General features: G+C 30.6%; 15 protein-coding genes. 5 read left to right on the top strand and 10 right to left on the bottom strand.

Features of this window, described 5'->3' with window-relative positions; genetic code table 11:
• Positions 1-129: 129 nt before the first annotated feature.
• From ABNT61_RS02535 to ABNT61_RS02520, 4 genes are all read left to right on the top strand, one after another.
• Entirely contained in the window at positions 130-3,348 is a 3,219-nt protein-coding gene (locus ABNT61_RS02535; RefSeq protein ID WP_348744716.1) for an AsmA-like C-terminal region-containing protein, read from the top strand.
• Between the two features lie 234 nt (positions 3,349-3,582).
• A complete protein-coding gene (locus tag ABNT61_RS02530; RefSeq protein ID WP_348744715.1) occupies positions 3,583-3,720 on the top strand; it encodes a hypothetical protein in 138 nt (45 codons plus the stop codon).
• A 239-nt stretch (positions 3,721-3,959) separates the two neighbouring features.
• Positions 3,960-7,289 (top strand): P-loop NTPase fold protein, encoded by a 3,330-nt coding sequence (locus ABNT61_RS02525; protein ID WP_348744714.1) that lies wholly within the window; start codon positions 3,960-3,962, stop codon positions 7,287-7,289.
• A gap of 280 nt (positions 7,290-7,569) precedes the next feature.
• Positions 7,570-8,169, top strand: coding sequence for a hypothetical protein (locus ABNT61_RS02520; protein ID WP_348744713.1), 600 nt, complete (start codon positions 7,570-7,572; stop codon positions 8,167-8,169).
• A gap of 79 nt (positions 8,170-8,248) precedes the next feature.
• Here the strand turns inward: ABNT61_RS02520 and pdeM are convergent, their stop codons facing one another.
• Genes pdeM through ABNT61_RS02500 form a run of 4 tightly spaced genes read right to left on the bottom strand, consistent with a single transcriptional unit; the run spans position 8,249 to position 13,967 of the window.
• Entirely contained in the window at positions 8,249-8,899 is a 651-nt protein-coding gene (gene pdeM, locus ABNT61_RS02515) for a ligase-associated DNA damage response endonuclease PdeM (protein ID WP_348744712.1), read from the bottom strand.
• Positions 8,896-11,355, bottom strand: coding sequence for a ligase-associated DNA damage response DEXH box helicase (locus ABNT61_RS02510; protein ID WP_348744711.1), 2,460 nt, complete (start codon positions 11,353-11,355; stop codon positions 8,896-8,898). The genes pdeM and ABNT61_RS02510 overlap by 4 nt, the downstream gene beginning before the upstream one ends.
• Complete coding sequence (locus ABNT61_RS02505; RefSeq protein WP_348744710.1) at positions 11,352-12,938, bottom strand: ATP-dependent DNA ligase; 1,587 nt, start codon at positions 12,936-12,938, stop codon at positions 11,352-11,354. The genes ABNT61_RS02510 and ABNT61_RS02505 overlap by 4 nt, the downstream gene beginning before the upstream one ends.
• Positions 12,939-13,967, bottom strand: coding sequence for a ligase-associated DNA damage response exonuclease (locus ABNT61_RS02500; protein WP_348744709.1), 1,029 nt, complete (start codon positions 13,965-13,967; stop codon positions 12,939-12,941).
• A gap of 91 nt (positions 13,968-14,058) precedes the next feature.
• Between ABNT61_RS02500 and rlmF the strand changes: the two genes are divergently transcribed.
• Positions 14,059-14,928, top strand: a complete 870-nt coding sequence (rlmF, locus tag ABNT61_RS02495) for a 23S rRNA (adenine(1618)-N(6))-methyltransferase RlmF (protein WP_348744708.1) — start codon at positions 14,059-14,061, stop codon at positions 14,926-14,928.
• Between the two features lie 243 nt (positions 14,929-15,171).
• Here the strand turns inward: rlmF and ABNT61_RS02490 are convergent, their stop codons facing one another.
• From ABNT61_RS02490 to ABNT61_RS02465, 6 genes are all read right to left on the bottom strand, one after another.
• Positions 15,172-15,738: a DUF4251 domain-containing protein gene (locus ABNT61_RS02490; protein WP_348744707.1), complete on the bottom strand. Its 567-nt coding sequence runs from the start codon at positions 15,736-15,738 to the stop codon at positions 15,172-15,174.
• Between the two features lie 78 nt (positions 15,739-15,816).
• Entirely contained in the window at positions 15,817-16,734 is a 918-nt protein-coding gene (locus ABNT61_RS02485) for a helix-turn-helix domain-containing protein (protein ID WP_348744706.1), read from the bottom strand.
• A 172-nt stretch (positions 16,735-16,906) separates the two neighbouring features.
• Positions 16,907-17,998, bottom strand: a complete 1,092-nt coding sequence (locus ABNT61_RS02480) for a type 1 glutamine amidotransferase domain-containing protein (protein WP_348744705.1) — start codon at positions 17,996-17,998, stop codon at positions 16,907-16,909.
• 158 nt (positions 17,999-18,156) lie between these two features.
• Positions 18,157-19,599 carry an alpha-amylase family glycosyl hydrolase gene (locus ABNT61_RS02475; protein WP_348744704.1) on the bottom strand — a complete coding sequence of 481 codons (1,443 nt, stop codon included), beginning with the start codon at positions 19,597-19,599 and terminating at the stop codon, positions 18,157-18,159.
• A gap of 11 nt (positions 19,600-19,610) precedes the next feature.
• Positions 19,611-21,731: a glycoside hydrolase family 97 protein gene (locus ABNT61_RS02470; protein WP_348744703.1), complete on the bottom strand. Its 2,121-nt coding sequence runs from the start codon at positions 21,729-21,731 to the stop codon at positions 19,611-19,613.
• A gap of 3 nt (positions 21,732-21,734) precedes the next feature.
• On the bottom strand, positions 21,735-23,393 hold the full coding sequence (locus ABNT61_RS02465; RefSeq protein ID WP_348744702.1) for an alpha-amylase family glycosyl hydrolase: 1,659 nt from the start codon (positions 23,391-23,393) through the stop codon (positions 21,735-21,737).

The raw sequence follows: 23,393 nt of genomic DNA, 5'->3' as shown, positions 1-23,393 counted from the left end.
GCTGAACTTGATTCAGTAAAATTTTTCTACATTTTATTTCGAAAAATCACTCGAATTGACATAATTTTACTACAAATGACAACAGGTATTTATTAATAAGCTTATACTGCTATAATAACCAAAAGTATTATGAAATTTGAAACCTTTAAAAAAAGAAAATTCTGGTTGCGATTTATTGCTTGCGTAATACTTTTACCTATACTATTTCTTATTGTTACCGTATTATATATCAATACGAAACAAAATAGTATTATTAAAGATCATATAGCTGAGCTAAACAAAACCCACAAAGGTTTTATTGATATTGGTGATACGCATTTATCACTCTTTAGTAATTTTCCTAATATTTCTTTTAAAGTAGACGATCTAACAATAAATGAAACTAAAAGTGATAACTCACCAGTTATTATGGACGTTAAAGATATCTACGTAGGATTTAATTTATGGGATATTTTAGATGGAAATTATACTATTAAATCACTAATTGTAGAGGAAGGTTTCTTTGACATTGTAATTCATGAAGATAAAAGTTTAAACCTTTTAAACGCTTTAAAATCCTTTGATGAAACACAAAGTGAAGAGCCGATAGATTTTAAACTCAAAAAAGTCAAATTACATAATTTAGACATCCACAAAAAAGATGAAGGTCAAAATACAGACTTAGAAACATTTATTTATGAAGCTGATGGTGGTTTCAATATTGATAATGAAGTTATTTCAGGACATATTGATACCAAGTTTGAAATGAATTTAATCAGTAATGGCGATACTACGTATGTAAAACACAAACACTTTGATGTTCATACGGATGTTAGTTTAAATAAAGATACTGGATTGCTTACTATCGAACCTTCAGGAGTAACTATGGAGCACGGTGATTTTGAGTTGGAAGGAAAAATAGATACAAAAAATGATTTTGATCTTGATCTTATCATAAAAGGAGCGAAGCCTAATTTTGATATGCTTATTGCCTTTGCCCCTGAGGATCTTATTCCTGTTTTAGAACGATATAAAAATGCTGGGAAAATCTATTTTAATGCAGTCGTTCAAGGACCTACCTTAAATCAACAAGTCCCTTTTTTTGATGTAAACTTCGGAGTAAGTGAAGCGTTTTTAGAAAACACCAACAAAGGTAAACGCGTTAAAAACATTGGTTTTAAAGGGCATTTTACGAATGGTAAGGAACGAAGTTCTCGCACTACAACTTTCTCTCTAGAAGATATGACCGCCAAACTTGGAAAAGGAAAAATTCTAGGAAATGTTGTGATCAATAATTTTGATAAGCCAGAGATAGATATGAGACTGAATACAGATTTTAATCTTGAATTTATAGCTGATTTTTTAAACTTAAGTGACGTAGATATTGCATCTGGGAATGTTTCCTTAAAAATGAATTTTCATGATATTGTGGATATTAATAACCCAGAACTAGCGCTCAGCAGGTTGAATCAGGCGTATTATAGCGAGTTAAAGATTGATAGCCTCAGTTTATCTTCTAAAGATCTTCCTGCGCCATTAAAAAAACTGAATGCACATATAGAAATGAAAGGGAAAAAAGCGACTATCAATCAATTTGATATGCTTTTAGGAAACTCTGATATTTCAATAACTGGATATTTGTCAGACCTTCCTGCTATTGTGCATCATACAGATACACTTGTGGTTACACATTTAGATATTCAATCGAAGCTATTAGATATTGCTGAACTTACACGGTTTTCTGCTACGGATAGTATAAAAACAGGTATAGATGAGCAAATTAAAGATGTAACTGCTGGATTTTCATTCAAATCCTCAGCAAAGGCTTTTACCGAAAGCAAATATTTACCGAAAGGAGAGTTCTTTGTAGACAGTCTTAACGCGAAACTAAAGCATTATCCACATAAATTTCACGATTTTCATGTAGATGTATTAATCGACGATAAAGATCTTAAAATCAAAGATTTTACAGGTTTTATTGATGATTCTGATTTTCATTTTAACGGATTGGTACATAATTATGGTTTTTGGATGCAAAAAGAATTGAATGGTGATGTAGATTTAGATATTACGTTAACTTCAGACTTATTGCGTTTGGAAGACATTTTCTCGTATCAAGGTGAAAATTATGTTCCTGAAGAATATAGACATGAAGAATTTGAAAAACTAGAGTTGCATGTAAATTCTAGTATGCATTATAAAGCATCAGCATTGCATTCTATAGACTTAGAATTGGACAAACTGAATACCAAAATGCATGTGCATCCATTACGATTTGAATACTTTACAGGTGATTTTCATTATGAAGATGACCATATTGTTGTAAAAGATTTTATTGGTAAAATAGGAAGAACTTCTTTTAATATCGGCTTGAACTATTATTTGGGAGATGATGAAGCGATTAAAAAACGAGACAATTACCTAAGTTTCAAAGCCAATTATATTGATTATGATCAGTTATTTCCTCCTGATAAATCAACTGGAAAGGCAACCATAACTGTAAAATCAAAAACTGCAGATGTTCCAGCACATGCAGATGCTTTTAATTTATATGAGCTCCCTTTTACGGATATGAAATTTGATGTAGATGTAGATTATTTTATGTATCAACGGATTCATTTACAAGACATAAAAGCAAAATTACGTACAACTAAGAATCATTATATCTATGTAGATACCTTACATATGAATGCAGCTGGAGGTAATTTTAATATGTCGGGGTATTTTAACGGTAGTAATCCAAAGAAAATTTACCTGAAACCGAATATAAAAACCACTAAAATTGATCTGGATAAGTTCTTATTTAAGTTTGAAAATTTTGGACAAGATCATTTGGTTTCAGATAATTTAAAAGGACATGTTTCTTCCAACATAACTGGAAAAATTAGAATCTATCCTGATTTAGTTCCTGATTTAGATCAATCTGAAGTTCATATGGATGTAAAAGTTTTTAATGGAAAATTACAGAATTATGAACCGATGAAATTGTTGTCTAGTTACATGGGCGATAAAAACCTGAACAATATTAAATTTGATACCATTCAAAATCATATTGATATACATAATGGACGAATAACGATTCCTAATATGACCATTGAATCCACATTAGGACATATGGAGTTATCTGGTACACAAGATTTGAATAATAATATTGAATATTACTTAAGAATTCCATGGAAAACCGTTAGGAAAGCTGTTTGGTATAAATTATTTAAAAACAAAAAAAATAGCGGAACTAAAGAAGAAGAGGACGAAATTATAGAAGTCGATCCCAACAAAAAAGTAAGATACTTAAACTTAAAATTACATGGAACTGTGGATGATTTTAAAGTTTCCATGAAGAAGAAACCGAAGAAGAAAGAGAGATAATTTATATATTCTCAATGAAGTTGTAGAATAACTTTTCGTTGGTAAAATCAAAACCAATTCTTAAAATATTTCTTTTAAATTGTAATGGTATAAGCTTTGTCCGAAGTGTTAATAGTAGAGTAGAGGAAATGAAGTTTTTGGGTCAATTTTCTATTACTTATGGATTTCCGTAAAACATTACCTGTGGCGTTAATTATTTTTGAATTATAATTAATAATTAGAACTAAGAATAAAATGAAAATTAAAGCAATTAAACGAGGGCCAAAACCTAAAAAGAAAGACGGAACCCTTGATAAAAGAAGAAGAGATAACAAAAACACGCCGGGTAACAAGCCTTCATTAAAACCTAGTAAATCAACTAAAAATAAATAATTCATTATATTTTTCAATTAAGATAAACTCCCAGAAAGTACCAATGTTGATAGAACACTTTTTATTTGACAACATAGGATGGAAGTAGTAATCTGTGTAGAATGATAATAAAGTGACTTATTGTCATATTTGTAATATTTAATTTGATAATATGTCAATTATTTATTTCAAAAAGAGCAAATTACAGAATGGTACAACTCTTGAATTAATAAAATTTTAACATTTATAAAATTGTATTTATGAGCGAATCATTCAAAAAACCAAACTACATTGCAAGCTCTCCATCTGGAGAAGATTTATTTGAAGGTAAATCTCATGAAAAAACTTCTAATACAATTTTTGAATTAATAAAAGATAAGTCATTGCCAAATAATGTAGTTGGTATTGAGGGAAAATGGGGTTCTGGAAAGTCAAATGTTGTAAGTATTTTAAATAAAAGATTTGATGAGATAAAATCTGACTATTTCTTTTTTACTTATGATGCTTGGGGGCATCAAGAAGATTTAACCAGAAGAACATTTCTTGATGAATTGATTTCTTCGTTAAAGACTGAAAAAAAGTTTAAAGGGAATATTGATTGGACACAAGAACTTAATAAGTTACTTGCTAAAAAATCTATAACGAATACTACTAAATTTCCAAAAATCAAATTTTATTGGATTCTTGTAATGGCTTCAATTTTATTGTTTTCATTTTTAAATATCCTTTATGCCGATTTTTTAGTTAAAATCGATATAATTCCGAATTATAACCTTCCATACTTGAAATTGTTTTTATCTAAGTACTTTTTACCTATGCTCCTTTTTGGTAGGGGTTTAAAAGAATTAAAAAAAGAGTATAAAGCCTTTGATAATAAAAAAGAAACACAAGATTTTGACTATAAAGAAAGACTTAAAAGACTATTATACATATTCAGTGGTTCAGATTTAGAATCTGAAGAATTAGAACACACTCTTGAAAATGAACCAACAGTTAAAAGCTTTAAAGAATATTTTGAGAATATTACATCTGACTTAAAATCTGATGGTCTTATTATTGTCTTTGATAATATGGACAGGCTTTCTAAAAGTGATAAAGTTTTATCTCTTTGGTCATCAATACATACTTTTTTTGCTGAAGAAAAAATTGATAATGTTTGGGTCATAATTCCTTATGACAAAGAACATTTGGCAAAACATTTTGATGAAAAAAATGACAATAAAGTTGATAATTTTATCGGGAAAACATTTTCAACAATTTTTAGAATTTCTCCACCTGTTTTATCCGATTGGAAAAAATTCTTTACTTTAAAGTTTAAAGAAGCCTTTAAGGATATTATTAATGATGATGATATTGATTTTATTTCATCTCTTTATGAAATAATTACTGATACAAATAATAGAGGGCCTAGAGATATTATAACATTTGTTAACAACTTAACCTCTCTTTACTTACAACATAATAACTCAATTGACATAAAATATTTAGCGCTTTTTTCTTTAAGAGAAAAAGAGATTTTATCAAATCCTCTAACTACTATTTCAAGTAAACAATTTCTAAAGCAAGAATCATATCTGTTTAGCGACAATGCTGAATTAGAAGAAAGTTTAGCTGCTATAGTATATAATGTTAATAAGGAAAAATCAAGCGAAATTCTACTAAAAAATAATATTGAAGATATATTTTTTAAAGCTAATTTGGATGTTTTGAAAGAAGTTAAAAAGCACAGTGAGTTTAAAACATATTTTGATAATGTAATTCAAAAAGGTGATTTTCCAAGTTCAAGACCAGAAAATACTGCAAAAATATTGGAAGAAATTAAAGATGTAGTCTCTTCCAAGTCTTTATCTTCTTATTGGGAAAAATTTGGTAAAAATTTAGATAGAAGACCAGAAGAGGAATTCCAATTATTAACCGATTGGCACAAAAATATATTAGCAAAGACATCAAAGGAAACATCAAAGAAACTTGCTGACAAAATTGTTTATAATAGTAAACAAAAGTTTAAAAAATCCGAAAAAGGAAGTGATTATTACTTAACTGTATTTGATTTAATTGAATATATAAATGAAAATTCAATTTCGATAAATATAGAGTTAGATAAAGTTGAGTTTACATCTGACCAATTTGTTTATTTCATAGATGATATGGAAAACCTTTTTAAAGAAGGCAAATGTACTTTTAAAGATTTAAAAATCTACTCGAATTCAAAAGAGTTAAACAAATATTATATTGAAAATAAAGACGGAATACCTATGAACCATAAATGGTTACACGTGATAAAGTTTTTAATTGAAAATGATAAGTCTTATAATTTTGAAGAATTCAGAAAACATATTGAAACAAAACTACAAGCTGTAAGTTATACTTCGGAAGATGACATTAAATATTTAATAGAAATCATCAAGACACTGACGGGGAAAAAACCTTTAAAATTAATACCTGAAGCTACCGCAACTAATTATCTAAACCATAATGGAAGTAGTGATAGGAGTCCTTATTTTGATATAATTGCTAATCAAATTGCTCATTTAGAAACTTCTGTATCTAGAAGTTCATATTTCACGACAGAGCTTGATAAAATAGATAATGCAGAACAAATTGCTCAAGTTATTCATTATTATATAGATTATGGTTCATTACTTAAATTAGTTATTGACGAAGGAAAAAATCATCTTTTACTTAATAAAGTAATTAATTTAGTAACACTAAATCAATTCGGATTCACACAATCATTAAATATTAAATGGATTTTTGAAAATTTAGACAAAATAAAAACTAAAATTTTCAAAAATAATTTTAACGATTTCCTAAATAGGTTTGATAGTTGGAGTAAATATTTTGAAGAAAACTTTAAAGAAAAGGATGTTTTTTATTTAAGAACATCGATCATTGAATTAACTTTCTCGAAAGACAATCATAGTTTTAATTCTATTAAGCACTTACATAATAAAATAATAAGTGAGCTAAATAAAACTTCAAAAGAAGTTTGGCTAGAAAACTTTGGCACAGATAATAATTTAAATTTTGCTTTTAAAGGTCTTATCGAAAATGAACTTTTAGATAAAAAAATCACTAAAAATACTGTCTTTATGAGTGCTTATGATCAGTATTTTGAATCAATCGCTAAAATTGAAAAGAGTATTCCAGACGATGTTGATTTTTGGAATAATTTATTAGAAAATGATTATCTTGACGGAAGAAAATTAAATAGGATATTTAATGACATTTTAGATATAATAATAAACCAAACAGAAGTTTCTTCTAATCATATCAAATTTTTTGCATTAGGCCTTTTTAAATACTCATCAAATATTGTTTCTAAAGCTGACGAGGTTTGTAGAAAAATTATTCTTCATTTCAAAGATGATGACGACTTATTTATTTTCATAATACAAAGCCATTTAGAAAAACTAATTGAAATCCTTAATTCATCAAAAGGACTTTATAATCAAGATTTATCAGAGATGTTTAATTTGGCTGGAGAACAAGAGCTGATTGAACCTAAAATTATAAATTCTATTTTTGAACAAACTAAATTGGTTATTCCGGTTAAAAAAGCGGATAATGAGAAAGGAAAAGAAGAATAATTTAATTGTTTATCTAAAATAGAATCTCGATATTATCATTAAACTCATAGAACTTTAGCTCAAACAATAGGTGAGTGGAGCTATCATATTTTAGGGGCAGTAGTTACTATTTTTATTGGTATTCTACATTTTAAAGCACTTTCTTAAGTAGTTTTCCTTAGTTATAATGCTTCCTATAATATAGATAACGAACCGTTAATTGTTTCTATACCCAATCTTCGAGATTATTGAGTCTTGGCTTTTTTGTTTCCTCTTTATAAAGAAAAAGAATAACATAACTATGAAAAACAACCTAACTAAAACACAAGAATCTATTCTTGTTTTATGTACACTTCAAGCATTACTAGATGAATACTTAAAATGCTTGTCAAAAGAGGAAAATAATACAAATTCTATTATTTATTCAATAATTACAAGTCAAATAATTATTACTTCCTGTTCATATTTGGATGAATGGGAATACTTTGCTAGACTAATTAAAGAAGAGCAAGAGTCGAAAATAATCATACTTCGCAAGATCACTAAACCAGTCATGGATAGAATCAATGAGTGGAAAGATATGAAGGAGTTTAGAAATAATGTGTTAGCACATAATCATCGAATAAAAAAAGAAAATAACTCTTTAGCTATTTTTAATTTATCAAGGAATCTAAATTGTCCTAATTCGTTTTATGATTACAAGCTCTTATTAGGATGTATATTCATTACTAAAGATGTTTTATTAAGATTATTTCCTAAAGAGTATAATCAAATATTACTACAGGTAAAATACATTGAAAATCTTAAACCAATAAATGAAATTAAAAATGAAAAATCCTATAGAAAGGAATTTGACAATCTTACAGAAATCACCCAAAGCTTAATAGAAACTTTAATATGACAATATAATTCTCTTAAACAAATATGAACTATAATTTATATTATGTTAAATAGAATGTTTTAAAACAACTATTCTGGGGTTATTTTGCTTTAAAAATGATTTCGTCATCAAATGCGTAAATATTCCCCTTTTCGATATCAAAGTTTGTATTTAATCCAGTGAACAAGCTAAATGCTGGTAAAATCACTTCTGAACTGTTCACATAATAACATGGCAATTTTAAATATTGTTTCCCGCGAGTTTTTAATTTCACGCCAGGATGAATATGTCCAGAAATTATAAATTCATTTACATCTGCGTCATCCACATCATGTTTAAACGTGATATTCTGAATCTTTAATTTGTTTACTACCGTAAAATTCAATTCCTCAGAAACCATGGAATGAATTCTATCATGATTTCCTTTCACTAAAACCTTATCCAAATCCGTATAATCTGTTAGCCATTCTTTAAATTCGGTAATATTAGAATTATATTCTGCATGAAATAAATCACCAACTACAACTAACTTTTTAGGTGAAAAATAATCTATTAATACTGCTAATCGTTTTAAGTCTTCATGTAAAACCTTATCTGATATAGCAATTCCGTGTTGTCTGAAATGTGCTGTTTTACCAATATGAACATCCGACAAAATCAATGTTTCTTCTGATTTCCAATAGATTACTCGTTGATTTGTTAGCGTTAAACTCGCTCCACCAAATTGAATTTCCTCTGTTAAAATGTTCATTGAATTAACTTATAATGCTGATTTTGAAGTCTTTTTACACGATCTATTAACTTCTCATTACTCATGGTGTCTCGTAAACTGTCTACTTTTATTGGGAAACTCAATGGTGTATAGCCACTCGCCTCTTTTAAAATGATGTTACTCTTCCCAATTCGCTGAAAAGCTTCTTGTAATCTGGCTTCTTCTAATTGTTCATTAAATACTTCGGTATATGCTTGTCGTACTAACAAATTATTAGGTTCGTGATCTTCTAAAACTCTAAATATCAAACCAGAAGATGATTGTAAACTTTTATTCGTCTTTCTTTTTCCGGGTTGTGATTGTACCACTAACCCAGCAATAACAGCAATATCTCTAAATTTCCGATTCGCCATTTCTGATGCATTTACACTGGCAATTGCATCTTGCATCAGGTTTTCTTTGGAAAGGATCTCTTTAATATTCAATTCATCCACAGGAATTTCTTGATCGCTTAACAAATCAAAACCATAATCGTTCATGGCAATAGTAAAAGTAATCGGTTTTATTTTACTAATTCTATAGGCAATTAAAGACGCCATAATTTCATGTACTAATCTACCTTCAAACGGATAAAAAAACAAATGAAATCCTTCTCGAGTTTTAATCTTTTCTACTAAAAACTCATTAGATTTTGGAATATGAGAATTACTATTTTGTGCTGTTAATAAAGGATTTAAAAATTTTAATTCTCGTTCTCGAATTCCTGGTTCTAGAGCATCATTTAATTTTAATCGTAAATAATGACTTAAGTAGGACGTTAATGGTAGCCTCCCTCCTTTCCAACTTGGAGTAATTGCTTTTTTAGATGAACTTTTACGCACAAAAACAGTCATTTCTTTGATATGAACAATCTCTAAAACTCTACCTGCTAGTACAAATGGAGTTCCGTTTTTTAGTTTTGAAATGAAATATTCTTCAATCATTCCAACAAAACCACCTTTCATAAATCGAACTTTTAACATCGCATCACTTACAATAGCACCAACATTCATGCGGTGTAACATACTAATTCGTCTACTTGTTACTTTGTATAACTGACTTTCTTCATCAAAGACCACTTTATGAAATTCTTCATAGGTTTTTAACGTATTTCCACCTTTGGTAATAAACAACATTGCCCATTTAAAATCTTCTATCGATAATTGTGAATACGCATGTGTTTGCCGCAATAATTCAAAGGTTTTTGTATCGTCAAATCCTTCTCCAACGGCTAATGACACTAAAAACTGAACCAAAACATCGTACGATAAAACTACTGGAGTTCTGGATTCTACGTCTTTTCGTTTTACGGCTTCTTTTAATGCAGAAACTTCAATTAATTGTAAAGAATGTGTTGGTAAACAATATACTTTTGAAACTTCATAAGGAGAATGACCGCTTCTCCCCGCTCTTTGTATAAATCTTGCGATTCCTTTTGCAGAGCCAATTTGAATTACACAATCCACAGGTTTAAAATCGACACCTAAATCTAAGGAAGATGTACAAACAACTGCTTTGAGTAGTTGATCATTAATCGCGTCTTCAATCCAATTTCTCAGTTTTTTATCAATAGAACCATGATGAATTGCAATTTGTCCAGCTAAATCAGGATCGGAATCTAATAACAATTGATACCACAATTCTGATTGACTTCGTGTATTGGTAAAAATTAAAGTGGTGGTATTCTCATAAATTATGGGCAATACTTTTTTAATCATATGTGCTCCTAAATGTCCTGCCCAAGGCAAAACTTCCACTTCATCTGGCAATAGCGAAACAATTTTTAGCTTTTTCTTTTCTTTAGAGGTTATGATGGTTGTTTTTACATCCGAATATGGAATCAATACTTCTTTCGCTTCTTCCAAATTTCCAATCGTAGCAGAAATTCCCCAAATACGAACATTTTTCGACAATGATCGTATTCTAGCCACTGCTAATTCGGTTAAAACGCCACGCTTTGTAGATAATAACTCGTGCCATTCGTCCACAACGACACACTGTACATTTTTAAACCATCTTGAGTTGTTTTTCTGCGTAAACAATAAATGCATGGTTTCTGGTGTAGTCAACAGAATATCTGGCATTTTTCGTTCTTGCTGTCTACGTATATTTTGAGGTGTATCGCCATTTCTTACTGAAGCTACCCAATCCAAACCAATCTCATCAATCGCAGTTTGCATCGCTTTTTGTAAATCTTTTGCTAGAGAACGAAGCGGACTAATCCACAGTAATTTACATCCTTTTTTATAGGAATTTGGATTATTTAAATAATCAATAACAACAGCCAAAAACATTGAATATGTTTTTCCGAAACCTGTTGGAGCAACGACCAGACCACTATAATTATGGGCATACTTTTTCCAAGCTTTCAATTGAAAATCAAAAGGTGAAAAAGATTTTGAAGCCATCCAATCTTCGATAATTTGGTAACCGTTGGTTTCTTCTAATTTTCTCATTGCTTGAAAATTAAATCTTTTACAGATTCAATCGTATCGATTTCATCTACTTTTTTATCTCTTCTCCAACGTTTTATTCTTGGAAAACGTAAGGCAACTCCAGATTTATGTCGTTTGCTCAAGGCAATTCCTTCAAATGCAATTTCAAACACTAACTCAGGTTTTACAGTTCGTACTGGTCCAAATTTTTCAGTTGCATTCTTCGTTACCCATCTACTAATTTCAGTAATTTCTGCATCTGTTAATCCTGAATATGCTTTTGCAATGGTAACCAATTGATCCTCTTTTTTAACAGCAAACGTATAATCTGTATACTTTGAACTTCTTCGTCCACTACCCTTTTGTGCATAAATCATCACAACATCAATAGTTAACGGATCTACTTTCCATTTCCACCAAGTTCCTTTTTTCCTTCCAATATGATAGGTAGAACTCTTTTGCTTGAGCATTAAACCTTCGGAATTCAACTTTCGAGACTCATTTCGAATGGCATTCAATTCATTCCAATCTTGAACATTGATGGTTTCGGACAATTTTACATTCGCTGAAGTATTATGTTCAAAAAGATTTTCTAATTGGGTTCTTCTCGATGCTAAAGGAGTTTCCCTCAGATCTTCTTGATTCAATTCCATAATATCATAGGCATAAAATCCAATAGGAACTTCCTGTAATAACTTTTTACTGATGTTTTTACGATTCAATCGCTTTTGTAAATCATTAAATAGCAATACACTTGAATCCTTTATCGCCAAAATTTCACCATCAATTACAAAATCTCCTTCCCAAGTTTGAAATGCTTCAATTAACTCAGGAAACTGATTCGTAACCAACTCTTCTCCTCTACTCCAAATGAATATTTCGTTATTTCGCTTAACAATTTGTCCACGAATTCCATCCCATTTATACTCTATTTGCCAATCCTCAATTGTTCCTAATTCGTTCAATGCTTTCTCTAAACTATAAGCCAAGGCAAACGGATAAGGTTTTGAATTATCATAATTAATATGCGCTCCAGAAAGCAATTCATCAAAAGTAATAGTGTTGATATCCCAATTCCCTATAATACTATGCATCAATTGATTTACATCTGTATTGGTAAGTTTCGCTAAAGCATTAACTAATGTTTTTTTAGATACACCAATTCTAAAACTTCCACCAATCAACTTATTGAAAATCAAACGTTCCTGCGGTTGTAATCCGTTCCAAGCTTTGAGCACATACTCCTTTTTCTCTTCTTCTGTTTTAGGTTTTAATGCTACCAATTCGTCCATCCATTCATATACCGGTTTTTCTATAGTGTTTAATGGATCAGGTAATAATAAAGCCAAAGTTTCACCCAAATCTCCAACAGTACTGTAACTCTCTAAAAAAAGCCATTCTGGAATTTTAGAAATTTCCATACACCATTCTTTCATTAAGGAAGATTTTACGGGTCTGGAAGGACGTTTACCAGTAAATAAGGCAATCATCCACAACTTATCTTTATCCTCAGCAGTTTCAAAGTAACGAACCAAAGCTTCAATTTTAGCATTGGTTTTATTCGTTATTTCGATACTATTGATAAGTTGCGTAAATGCCTTCATTTATTTTGATGCTGCTGTTTCTACAGTCTTTTTTTCTTCTGAATTGATCTGTTCTTCTCCGTATTCCGTAATTACTTCTTCAGATTCAATTCCGATTTCATTTAAATATCGAGAAAATGAAGCTTGTGAACCATGAGTCACATACACTTTTTCTGCTTCTGAAGCTTTAACCGCTAGTAATAAACCATCCCAATCTGCATGATCACTAACAACGAATCCTGCATCAACACCGCGCCAGCGTCTATTTCCACGAATTTGCATCCAACCAGAACAAATAGCCGTTGCCGAGTTGGGAATCCTTTTCAATAATTTACTTCCTAATAATGCTGGTGGCATGATAACAATCTTATTTTTCATATCGTCTTTCTTAAAATTACCATCTAGTCGAATTGTTTTTGGCAAAGCAACTCCTGATGTTTCTATCGCATTATTAATATGATGAATGGCATTGTGTACATAGATTTCATCAAAATCTTCCAAGAGTTTCATGATTCTTTGAGATTTACCCAAAGAATAACCAAAAAAGACACTGGTTCTATTGTTAGAAAGATTGGTCTGAATCCAATCGTGAATTTGAGCTTTTAAAAGATGCTCTGGTTGCCATTTATAAATCGGTAAACCAAAGGTACTTTCAGTGATAAATTCATGACATTTTACGGATTCAAAAGGCGTCGTTAGTCCATCTTCTTTAATTTTATAATCTCCAGAAAACACCACAACTTTACCTTTATATTCTAAGCGAATTTGACAAGAACCAATAATATGTCCTGCTGGATGAAAACTAACTTGTACACCATTTATCGTTTTAGGTTCATTATAATTCAGAGTTTCTACAGATATATCCGCGCCAATTCTGTGTTTTATAATGTTTTTCGTCAGCGTATGACACAAATAATGTTTCATTCCCCAACGTGCGTGATCTGCGTGTCCGTGTGAAATAATAGCATAATCCACAGGATACCAAGGATCCAAATAGAACTTACCCGGAATACAATAAATACCTTTATTTGTGAATTTGATGATTTCCATGTTTAACAAATTTAAAAAAAGATTAAACACAAAAACTCTTTTCTCTTTAAATTAATGAAACAATTTTCCTTTTTTATACTTTTGAATTCTCATGCATCCAAGAAATATACATAAGAATTCATCTTACAATTTTGATAGTTTAATCAAAGTTAATACCACTTTACAGGAGTTTGTGACGTTAAATAAACATACAAATTCTCTAACGATTGACTTTTCTAATCCTAAAGCAGTTATAGAATTAAACAAATCGCTATTAATTCATCATTATGAATTGGAAAACTGGGAACTTCCTGATGGATTTTTATGTCCGCCCATTCCTAGTCGGGTAGATTATATTCATTATGTTGCGGATATAATTGCCAAAGAACAAGAACCTGTAAAAGGACTAGATGTTGGTGTTGGTGCCAATGCTATTTATACTATTTTGGGTGTTCAAGTTTATAATTGGCACATGGTAGGTTGCGATATTAATGCTCAAAGTATTGAAGCAGCAAGGAAAAACATCGATTTTACAACTAATTTAAAGGACAAAGTAAAAATCATTCAACAAATGGATAATGCTAATATTTTCAAAGGAATTATTCAGCAAGATGATTATTTCCATTTTACGATGTGTAATCCTCCATTTTATACTTCGGAAGAAGATGCTTCGAAAAATGCCAGTCAGAAGCTTAAAAATTTAGGTAAAGGAGCCTCAGAATTAAATTTTGGTGGTCAACATAGCGAATTGTGGTGTAATGGCGGAGAAGCCCTGTTTTTAAAGCGTATGATTAAGCAGAGTGTTGATTTTAAATCACAAGTAGGTTATTTTACAAGCTTAGTTTCAAGAAAAGAAAATTTGCCAAAACTTGAGAAACAATTGAAAAAACTAAAGGCAAAGTATACTATAATTCCAATGGAGCATGGAAATAAAAAAACCAGACTTATCGCCTGGTCTTTTATAAAAAGTTTTCAATCATGACTTTACATAATTTATAACGAAACGTCAACCTGAATTTATTTCAGGTTCTCATTATAAATGTTTCTTTAGTAACTTTATGAGATTCCGAAATAAATTCGGAATGACGCCTAAATTTATTGTGAGATTAGAAATAAAAATATTCAATCTAAAATTAAGCTATACTATAATTCCAATGGAACATGGAAATAAAAAAACCAGACTTATCGCCTGGTCATATAATAAAACTTTTAATTAAATTTTAGATTAAATTTCTGCATCCTTGTCTAGCTCTTTCAATTTTCCTCTATACTCGATTTTAAATCTATGTGAGCTGAATACATTGATTTTGGTTGACATATTCTTATAAATCATAACATCCACTCTGTAGGTTTCAGTTAATGCATTTTTATCTTTTATTTTAAATTTAATTCTGTAGTCTCCTCTCTTTGTTTTATTCATCGTGTAATTTTCCGGAACACCATTGAATTCTATTCCTCCATTATTTGATCTATCATAAGCCGCTCCCATTTGTCTTTCTCCATAATACGGTAAGCTAGCGTTTACAGAATCTTTATTAAAAATAAAATATTGATTATGACTCGTAATATCAATCATACTAGCTGTACTAGTGTTTGGAAAAAAACCAGCATTTTGTAAACTAATTAGTGAGCTAGTAACCATAGGAAATGCCCAATCAGAGTCAATTTTAAATGATTTGTTCGTTACAATTGTTTCTACCTTTTTTAGTTGCTCTGGAGAAACTGTTTTTTTAGCTGAAGAACATCCAATAACTAAAAAAACTACCGATATGTATAGAAATGCTGTCCTCATAATTCACTATTTTCTTTAAAATTACTAAAAAAGTAGGTAAAACACTGATAACTAACTGTTAAAATAAGCGCATTACTTCTATAAAACACTGTTTTTCTTGAAGATAGATGGAGTAATTCCTTCAAACTTTTTAAAAGATGCATTGAATGAAGACAAACTATTGAAACCTACATCAAAAGCTACAGAAGCGATTGTGTAATTTTGACCTTGTTCTGAACTTAATATTTCTTTCGCTTTCTGAACTCTTTTATAATTAATAAAATCATTAAAATTACCGATACTATATTCATTGATAACCTCCGAAGTTTTCTGAGCTGTAACACCAATTAACTTGCTCAATTTTGCCAAGGAAATATCTGATTCTAAATACAAATCTTCTTCAATAACTAAACTTGATATTCGCTCAAAAAGTGCATAATCATCATTCTTTTTAAAAGCACTTCCAGAAACCTCGGTTATGTTTAATTGAAAAGCTTTAAAGGTTAGAAAATAAATAACAATACTGTATAAAATAGGTCCGATAATATATGGAACAGAGTTTTCAATAATGTTTAAGAAATACGAAACCCAAATCACTAAACTACTAACGATCAATAATATTAACCAATTTAAAATTGATTTTTGTGATTTTGTATAATTACTATTATCTATACTTTTTTTAGACTTTCTTAATATTCTGTAACATAAAAAAATGTACACCAAAAAATGTAAATAACTAAATATCAACACACTTGCAAAAATGATTATGGCGACTTTGTTATCAGGTTGCAACCAATATTCTGCTATCAAAAAACTAAGTCCGAATACAATTACAAAAGGAATAATTTCTGGAATATGTATTTTTAATAATTTGAAGTTAGCCGTGGTCATTCCTTTAAAATACCATCTTAAAAATGGACCAATTAAAAGTATAAATGCCAGTCCAATACATATAAAAATTGGTTCTAAATCGTGACTAAAGTTTAATAGAATTGATTTTCCAATTCTAAACGCCATAAATATTAAAACAAAACCTAATATCGTATTGGAAATTGTTTTTTTCTTTTTAAAAAACAATAAATAAAAGGCAAATAATACACCGTGCAACAAACCTGCACTACTTAAAATAATAAGAAATATATCAGAGTAATTCAATCACGTATTTTTATCAAATTTAATTGTTTTTCATCTAATCTTTATCAATGTTCTTTAAAAAAGAAACTAGAGTTACTAAATCATAAAATGTAGAAATTTCACCCTTCATTGCAGCAATTACAGCATGCTGAGCAATTAGAGTTCTATTTACAGAATTACTTTCTTTGGTAATTTTACCAATCAGTTTTTTTGCTTCACTTTTTCCATGAGAATTGTATTTGCTTAACACATTAATAGCCAATTCATCCTCAGTAATCTTTCTATCTTTCGGAGTATATCCCATTTGTGCAATCATAGTCTCTGCAACTTTCCAAGTTGACCATGGATTTTGACCTGTTATTAAATTATCATCATGACTTACTTGTTCTAAATACATGGTTCCTTCATTAAACTTCGCTCCTTTTGAAGATAGTTCTTCTTGTAAAAGAAACGGGAAAACAGTTTTAGCTTCTGGAATAAGAAATAATTCTTCCTTTGAAGTAAAGCTACTCACATTCTTATTTTTAAGAAGATAATCACCATTATCTAATTTAACGTTAATTAAAGCCGCTGGACCATGACATACCGCTCCTACCACTTTATCTGATTGATACAATGATTTAATTAATGATTGTAGTTTCTTATGATTTGGAAAATCAAACATTGCTCCCTTTCCTCCTACAATATAAACTGCCGAATAATCACTAGAATTAATTTGATCAAGTGGAATTGTATTCTCTGATTTGTATTGTGCTTCTTTATCATTTAGAAAAGCATAATCATATACTCCCATATCTTCATCATCAATTACAACTGGAGGTTTTCCTCCTTTCGGACTCGCAATATCTACTTCAAACCCATTAGCTTGAAAAACATAATAAGCACGCGAAAGTTCAGTCAATTCGTATCCTGTTTTTTTCTGATTTTTTTCAATCATTGAAGTACTCGTCACAACCACTAAAACCTTTCCCCTATTTGAAATCACATTTTCACTCAAGTAAGGTATTTCCTTTACTGTTTTACTCATCAACGTTTTGTCTCTTGCTGGAAGTAAATTGATAAACCAGTAACCAAACAAGAAGATAATAAGTACTAAACTTAGAATACTTAGTAGTGAAATTTTTAAGAATCGGTATTTTTTAAACATCTTTCGTCTATTTTAAATTTTTAACGAAATACGTTATAAACTCCCATAAACACTGACGAAATGATAATTCCGTCAGAAGAAATTATAATAAAATAAAAAAGAGAACGTGAATTACGTTCTCTTTTTAAAGTATTATTTTCTTAACTTTAAGTCATATGTTATTTTTTTACCAATACATGAAACTGCCATGGTGACAAATTAAATTTATAATTAGTCTTAAAATTAAAAACTTTTCCCGAAAAATAATCTACATAATCACCATCTATTCCTATTTTAAGGGATTGTTTTTCTTTAGATAGATTTCCTATAAATACAACTTCATCCTCTTCTTTTTCTTTACGAAATGCTAAAATATCATCACTTTCTACTATCATTACTGTATATCTCGCTTTCTCTTTACCTCCATGTAATGCTTTATTACTTTGTTTTAATTCTGCTAGTTTCTTTAATAAACTCCATTCCTTCCCTTTTGTTTTTGGAATTGAGTCCTTTTCAAAGAACTTTAATCTGTGATTTAAACCATATTCTTGACCCGAATAAATTAATGGCATTCCTGGAACTAAGTAACTTAATGTTGTAAATAAACCAGCACTTTCTCCCATTCTCTCTTCAATTGTACCATTCCAAGAATTTTCATCATGATTTGTTACGAAAGTCATTAGAATATCATCCTTCTCGTATCTAGCCACATCCTTAGAAGAGTTTTTATGCCAAGCCATAACATTCTCTTCTCCTTTTGCAATATGATTCATGGTGTGGTGACGATCCCAACCATATCCCATATCAAATAAGTTACCTTCTAATAATTCAGGTTCCCAAGCTTCCGCTAACATGAAAATATCTTTCAATTTTCTTAATTGAGGAACAGCTTCTTGCCAAAATGCCGTTGGTACAGAACCTGCAACATCACAACGGAAACCATCAATATTCTCTTTAGTAATCCAATATGACATATCGCTGATCATTTCTTTTCTTAATTCAGGATTATCATAATTTAAATCAGCAACATCTGTCCAATCAGTTCCTTCCGGATGAATAACTTCTCCTTTATCATTCTTAGTATAAAAATCAGAATTCGTTGTTAACCAAGTATGATCCCAACCTGTATGATTTGGCACCCAATCTAAGATTACATAAATACCGTTATCATGAGCTGTTTTAACAAGTTTTCGGAAATCTTCAATTGTTCCGAACTCTGGATTGATTTTTTTGAAGTCAGAAACAGCATAATAACTTCCTAAATACTTCGCTCTTTCTTCTTCTGGAAATTCAGAAGCGAACTTACTGTCTTTTCCTCCAGTTGCTTTGCGCTTTGTTTCAGAAATTGGAAATACCGGCATTAACCATATTATTTTGACTCCTAATTCCTTTAACTGAGGAATATCTTTAGTAAACGCATCAAAAGTTCCTTCTTTTGAATATTGACGAATATTAGCTTCGTAAATAACTGCTGTTTCTAGCACCTCATTTGAAATAGGTTGAATTACCTTATTATCCTTGGTTTTATTCTCAACTTGTGCTGTTGTTTTATCAGTTTCCTTAGTTTCTTGTTTACAAGAAATCATGGCAGCCACAACCGCCATTGCAAGAAGTTTTTTCATTTGAATTGTAGTTATTGTTTTAATAAACTTATAGCAAAACCACCACCTTCGGCAAGTTTAATCGTAAGTTTAGAATCTTTAGTTATTGTTTGTTTTTCTATATCAATTGCAGTTGGATTATCATTCCAATGTGCATCATTTCCATCTTTATAAATTACTGCATTATAAGTTGCTCCTTCATCTAGAAATTTGAAATCTACTGTGATTTCTCTTGAGTTTTCATCAGTAATACTTCCTACAAACCAGTTTTCTGTATTTCTCTCTTTACGAGCAATAGTTACAAAATCTCCAACTTCACCATTTAAAACTCTAGTTTTTTCCCAATCAACACCAACATCTTTAATAAATTGAAGTGGTTCAGGATTTGCTTCATAATGCTCAACTAAGTCTGCCGCCATTTGCACTGGACTATAAATGACCACATACAAGGCCAATTGTTGAGCAAGTGTTGTATTTACTTGATTTGTTTTTCTATACTCATCAAACTTAATGTTAAAAATACCAGGAGTGAAATCAATTGGTCCAGCTAACATTCTTGTAAAAGCTACAATTGGCAAATGTTCAGGTGGATTTCCACCATCCGGTGACCAAGCATTAAACTCTTGTCCACGTAAACCTTCTCTAGAAATTATATTAGGATAAGTCCTTCTTAAACCTGTTGCTTTTATTGGTTCATGAGCATTTACGGCCACTTGATAATTTGCCGCTTTGATTGCTGCTTCATTGTACTGATTTACCATGTACTGTCCGTGATGATATTCTCCTTTTGGAATAATTTTTCCAACGTATCCTGATTTCACAGCATGCATCCCATACTTTTTCATTAACGCATATGCCGTATCCTGTTGTTTCTCGTAGGTTTGAGTTGCTGCAGAAGTTTCATGATGCATAATGATTTCTACACCTTTTTCTTTGGCGTATTTCGTCACTTCATCTAAATCATAATCTGGATATGGAGTTACAAAATCGAATACTCCTTCCCTATCTTCAAAACCAATCCATTCTTCCCAACCTGTATTCCAACCTTCTACAAGAACTCCTTTGATATTATTCTTAGCAGAAAAATCGATAAAACGTTTTACATTTTCTGTCGTTGCGCCATGCTTTCCGTGAGCTTTTCCGGTGTCAGTCCATTTCCCATTAACTTTCTCCATACCATAATCCCATGAAGATTTTCCTAAATGCATTTCCCACCATACACCTGTATATTTCATAGGAGTAAACCAAGAAACATCACCTATTTTATTAGGTTCGTTTAAGTTCACTATCAGATTAGATTCGATTAATTCCGGTGCACTTTTTGTAATTTGGATAGTTCTCCAAGGTGTATTAAAAGGAACGGTTTGTTTCACTTTATAATCACGATTATCAGAGCCAACTAATATACTTTTTAACGAAAGTTCATTAGCATCTACTCCTAAAGTCATTCCTGAATAATTTAATAAACCAGCTTCATGAAAACTCAAATGCGTTCCATCTGAACCTACCATAGTTACTGGTGTGTTTACTGCTTTATTCGGAATTGAAGTCTGAGCTAAGGCACTATTCACCTTATAATTTTCAGTATCAATTTCTGAAAGTTTCGTTGTACTATATAAGTGCTCATAAATATCCCAATCTCCTGGAATCCAAAATGTTTTATAGTCTTCGGTAAGATTGAAATTCGTATGTTCTTCAGTGATATAAATATCTTTTAGGTTATCTTGTTCTGGAAATTCATATCTAAATCCGATTCCATCGTCATACACTCTAAAAACGATATTTAGTTTTCTTTTTAACTCAGAACTCTCTTCTAATTCAACTTTTAGTTCGTTATAATTATTCTCAACATTTAACTGTTCTCCCCAAGGCATTCGCCATGTTTCATTGAAAGATCTTGTAGACGTTTTAACAATAGTAAAATCTTTATCCAATGCTTTTTGATCCTTTACATCAAAACCAAGTGAAGATGGTTTTACCACTATTTTTCCATTAAAAGAAACAGTATACTGCGGTTGTCCTGATTCATTAATATTAAACTCAACATTCAATTCAGAATTTGGTGAACTAACACTTTTCTCTACAACTTCATTTTGACAGGAAATTAAAACTGTTACAAAACAGATAAGCAGTGTTTTAAATACAAATCTCATTCTCTATTTCTTTTCTAATAAAACAATTGAAAATGTAGTCGATAGATTCACTTTTCCATCTTTAACTTCTGCTTCCTTATTTGAATATGTATCACGAAGTACATCACCATCTTTAAATACAGAAGAAACATCGATAGTTTTTTCTCCTGATGGTAATTCTAAACCAATAACAACTTGGTCAGAATAATCACCTTTTTCAAAAGATCTAGAAAAAACATGAGGAATTTTTGAAATCACTTTATGGCTACCAGCACCAACTGATGGATGATTTTTTCTGAATCGTCCTAATTTCATCCAATGCACCAAAACTTTCTGCTTTTCTTGCTCATCTCTTAACTCCTGCCAATTCATATTAGAACGTAAAGTAGCATCTCCAATAGTTCCTTCAACAACAAGACTTCTCGCTGATTCATCTCCATAATACACTTGTGAAGCTCCTGGAGTTAATAATAATATTGTTCCTGTTTTATATGGCGATTCACGCTTCGGGTCGAAAGGTTGACCGTCATCATGAGAAGACAAATAATTCAATATGCTATACTCCTTTAAATTCGTGTTTAGAAGACTATCATAACGTTGAAAAACATCTGCTAAAGCCATTTGCTTGGCATTCCACTTAATCTCAAAATTGATTAAACTATTAAAACTTTTATCGAAATAATTTACTTTTCTATCACCAAAATCAAATGCCTTACCTGAGCTAATTCCGTAGTTATAAACTTCTCCAACTAAATAGAAGTCGTTACTATCTAATACTTTGTCAGTATTATTTTTCTTCCAAGCTTCGAATGCATAATCACACTCTTTTCTAAATTCTTGCCAAACAGATTCTTCCGTATGTTTAACCGTATCTACACGATAACCGTCAATTCCAAATTCTGTAATATAGTCTGTTAACCATTTCATGATATAAAAACGAGGAGCTCTTGGATGACCAGTTCTTTTAAAGAATTCATCCAATTCTGCCACTTCCTGCTCATATCTTCCCTCAGCTTTCCATTTTTCAACTAATTGAGGTGGTAATTGAACTTCTTCATTACTCTCAGTCTTAATATCTGGTAAATTCTTTACCAACGTACAAGTAACTGTATTTTCGTAGTTGTCGTATTTACATTGAGGTTCAGTTCTAACCCATTCAGAAGTCCAAACAGGATCTTTCTCTGTAACTGGACCTGTGTGATTTATTACGGCATCTAACAATATTCTGATTCCTTTGCTGTGAGCAGCTTCAACAAGATTTTTCAAGTCTTCCTTTGTTCCATAGTTTGGATCAATAGCAGTCCAATCTTTGGTCCAATATCCGTGAAAACCGTAGGTAACTCCTGTACCTTCATCAGTTCCACCATGTATTTGCTCAACAATTGGAGTCATCCAAATGGCATTGATTCCTAAATCGGTAAAATAACCTTGATTTATTTTTTCCGTAATTCCTTTTAAATCACCACCTTCAAAACCACGTAACTTTCCAGTTTCCTTAGTTCTGTCAAAATTTATATCGTTTGTTTTATCTCCGTTATTAAATCTATCTGTTAATAAAAAATACACATTTGCAGCCTCCCAATAAAAAGGTGTTTCTTTCTTTTCTACTACTACTTCTTCTTTTTGACTTTTACAGTTTTGTAAGAAGAAAGCTGATAATGCTATTAATAAAATTCTTTTCAT

The sequence above is a fragment of the Tenacibaculum sp. 190524A05c genome (assembly GCF_964036595.1).
Taxonomy (GTDB): Bacteria; Bacteroidota; Bacteroidia; order Flavobacteriales; family Flavobacteriaceae; genus Polaribacter; species Polaribacter platacis.
The sequence above is the reverse complement of the archived record's forward strand: the minus strand, read 5'-3'. Positions and strand labels throughout refer to the sequence as shown.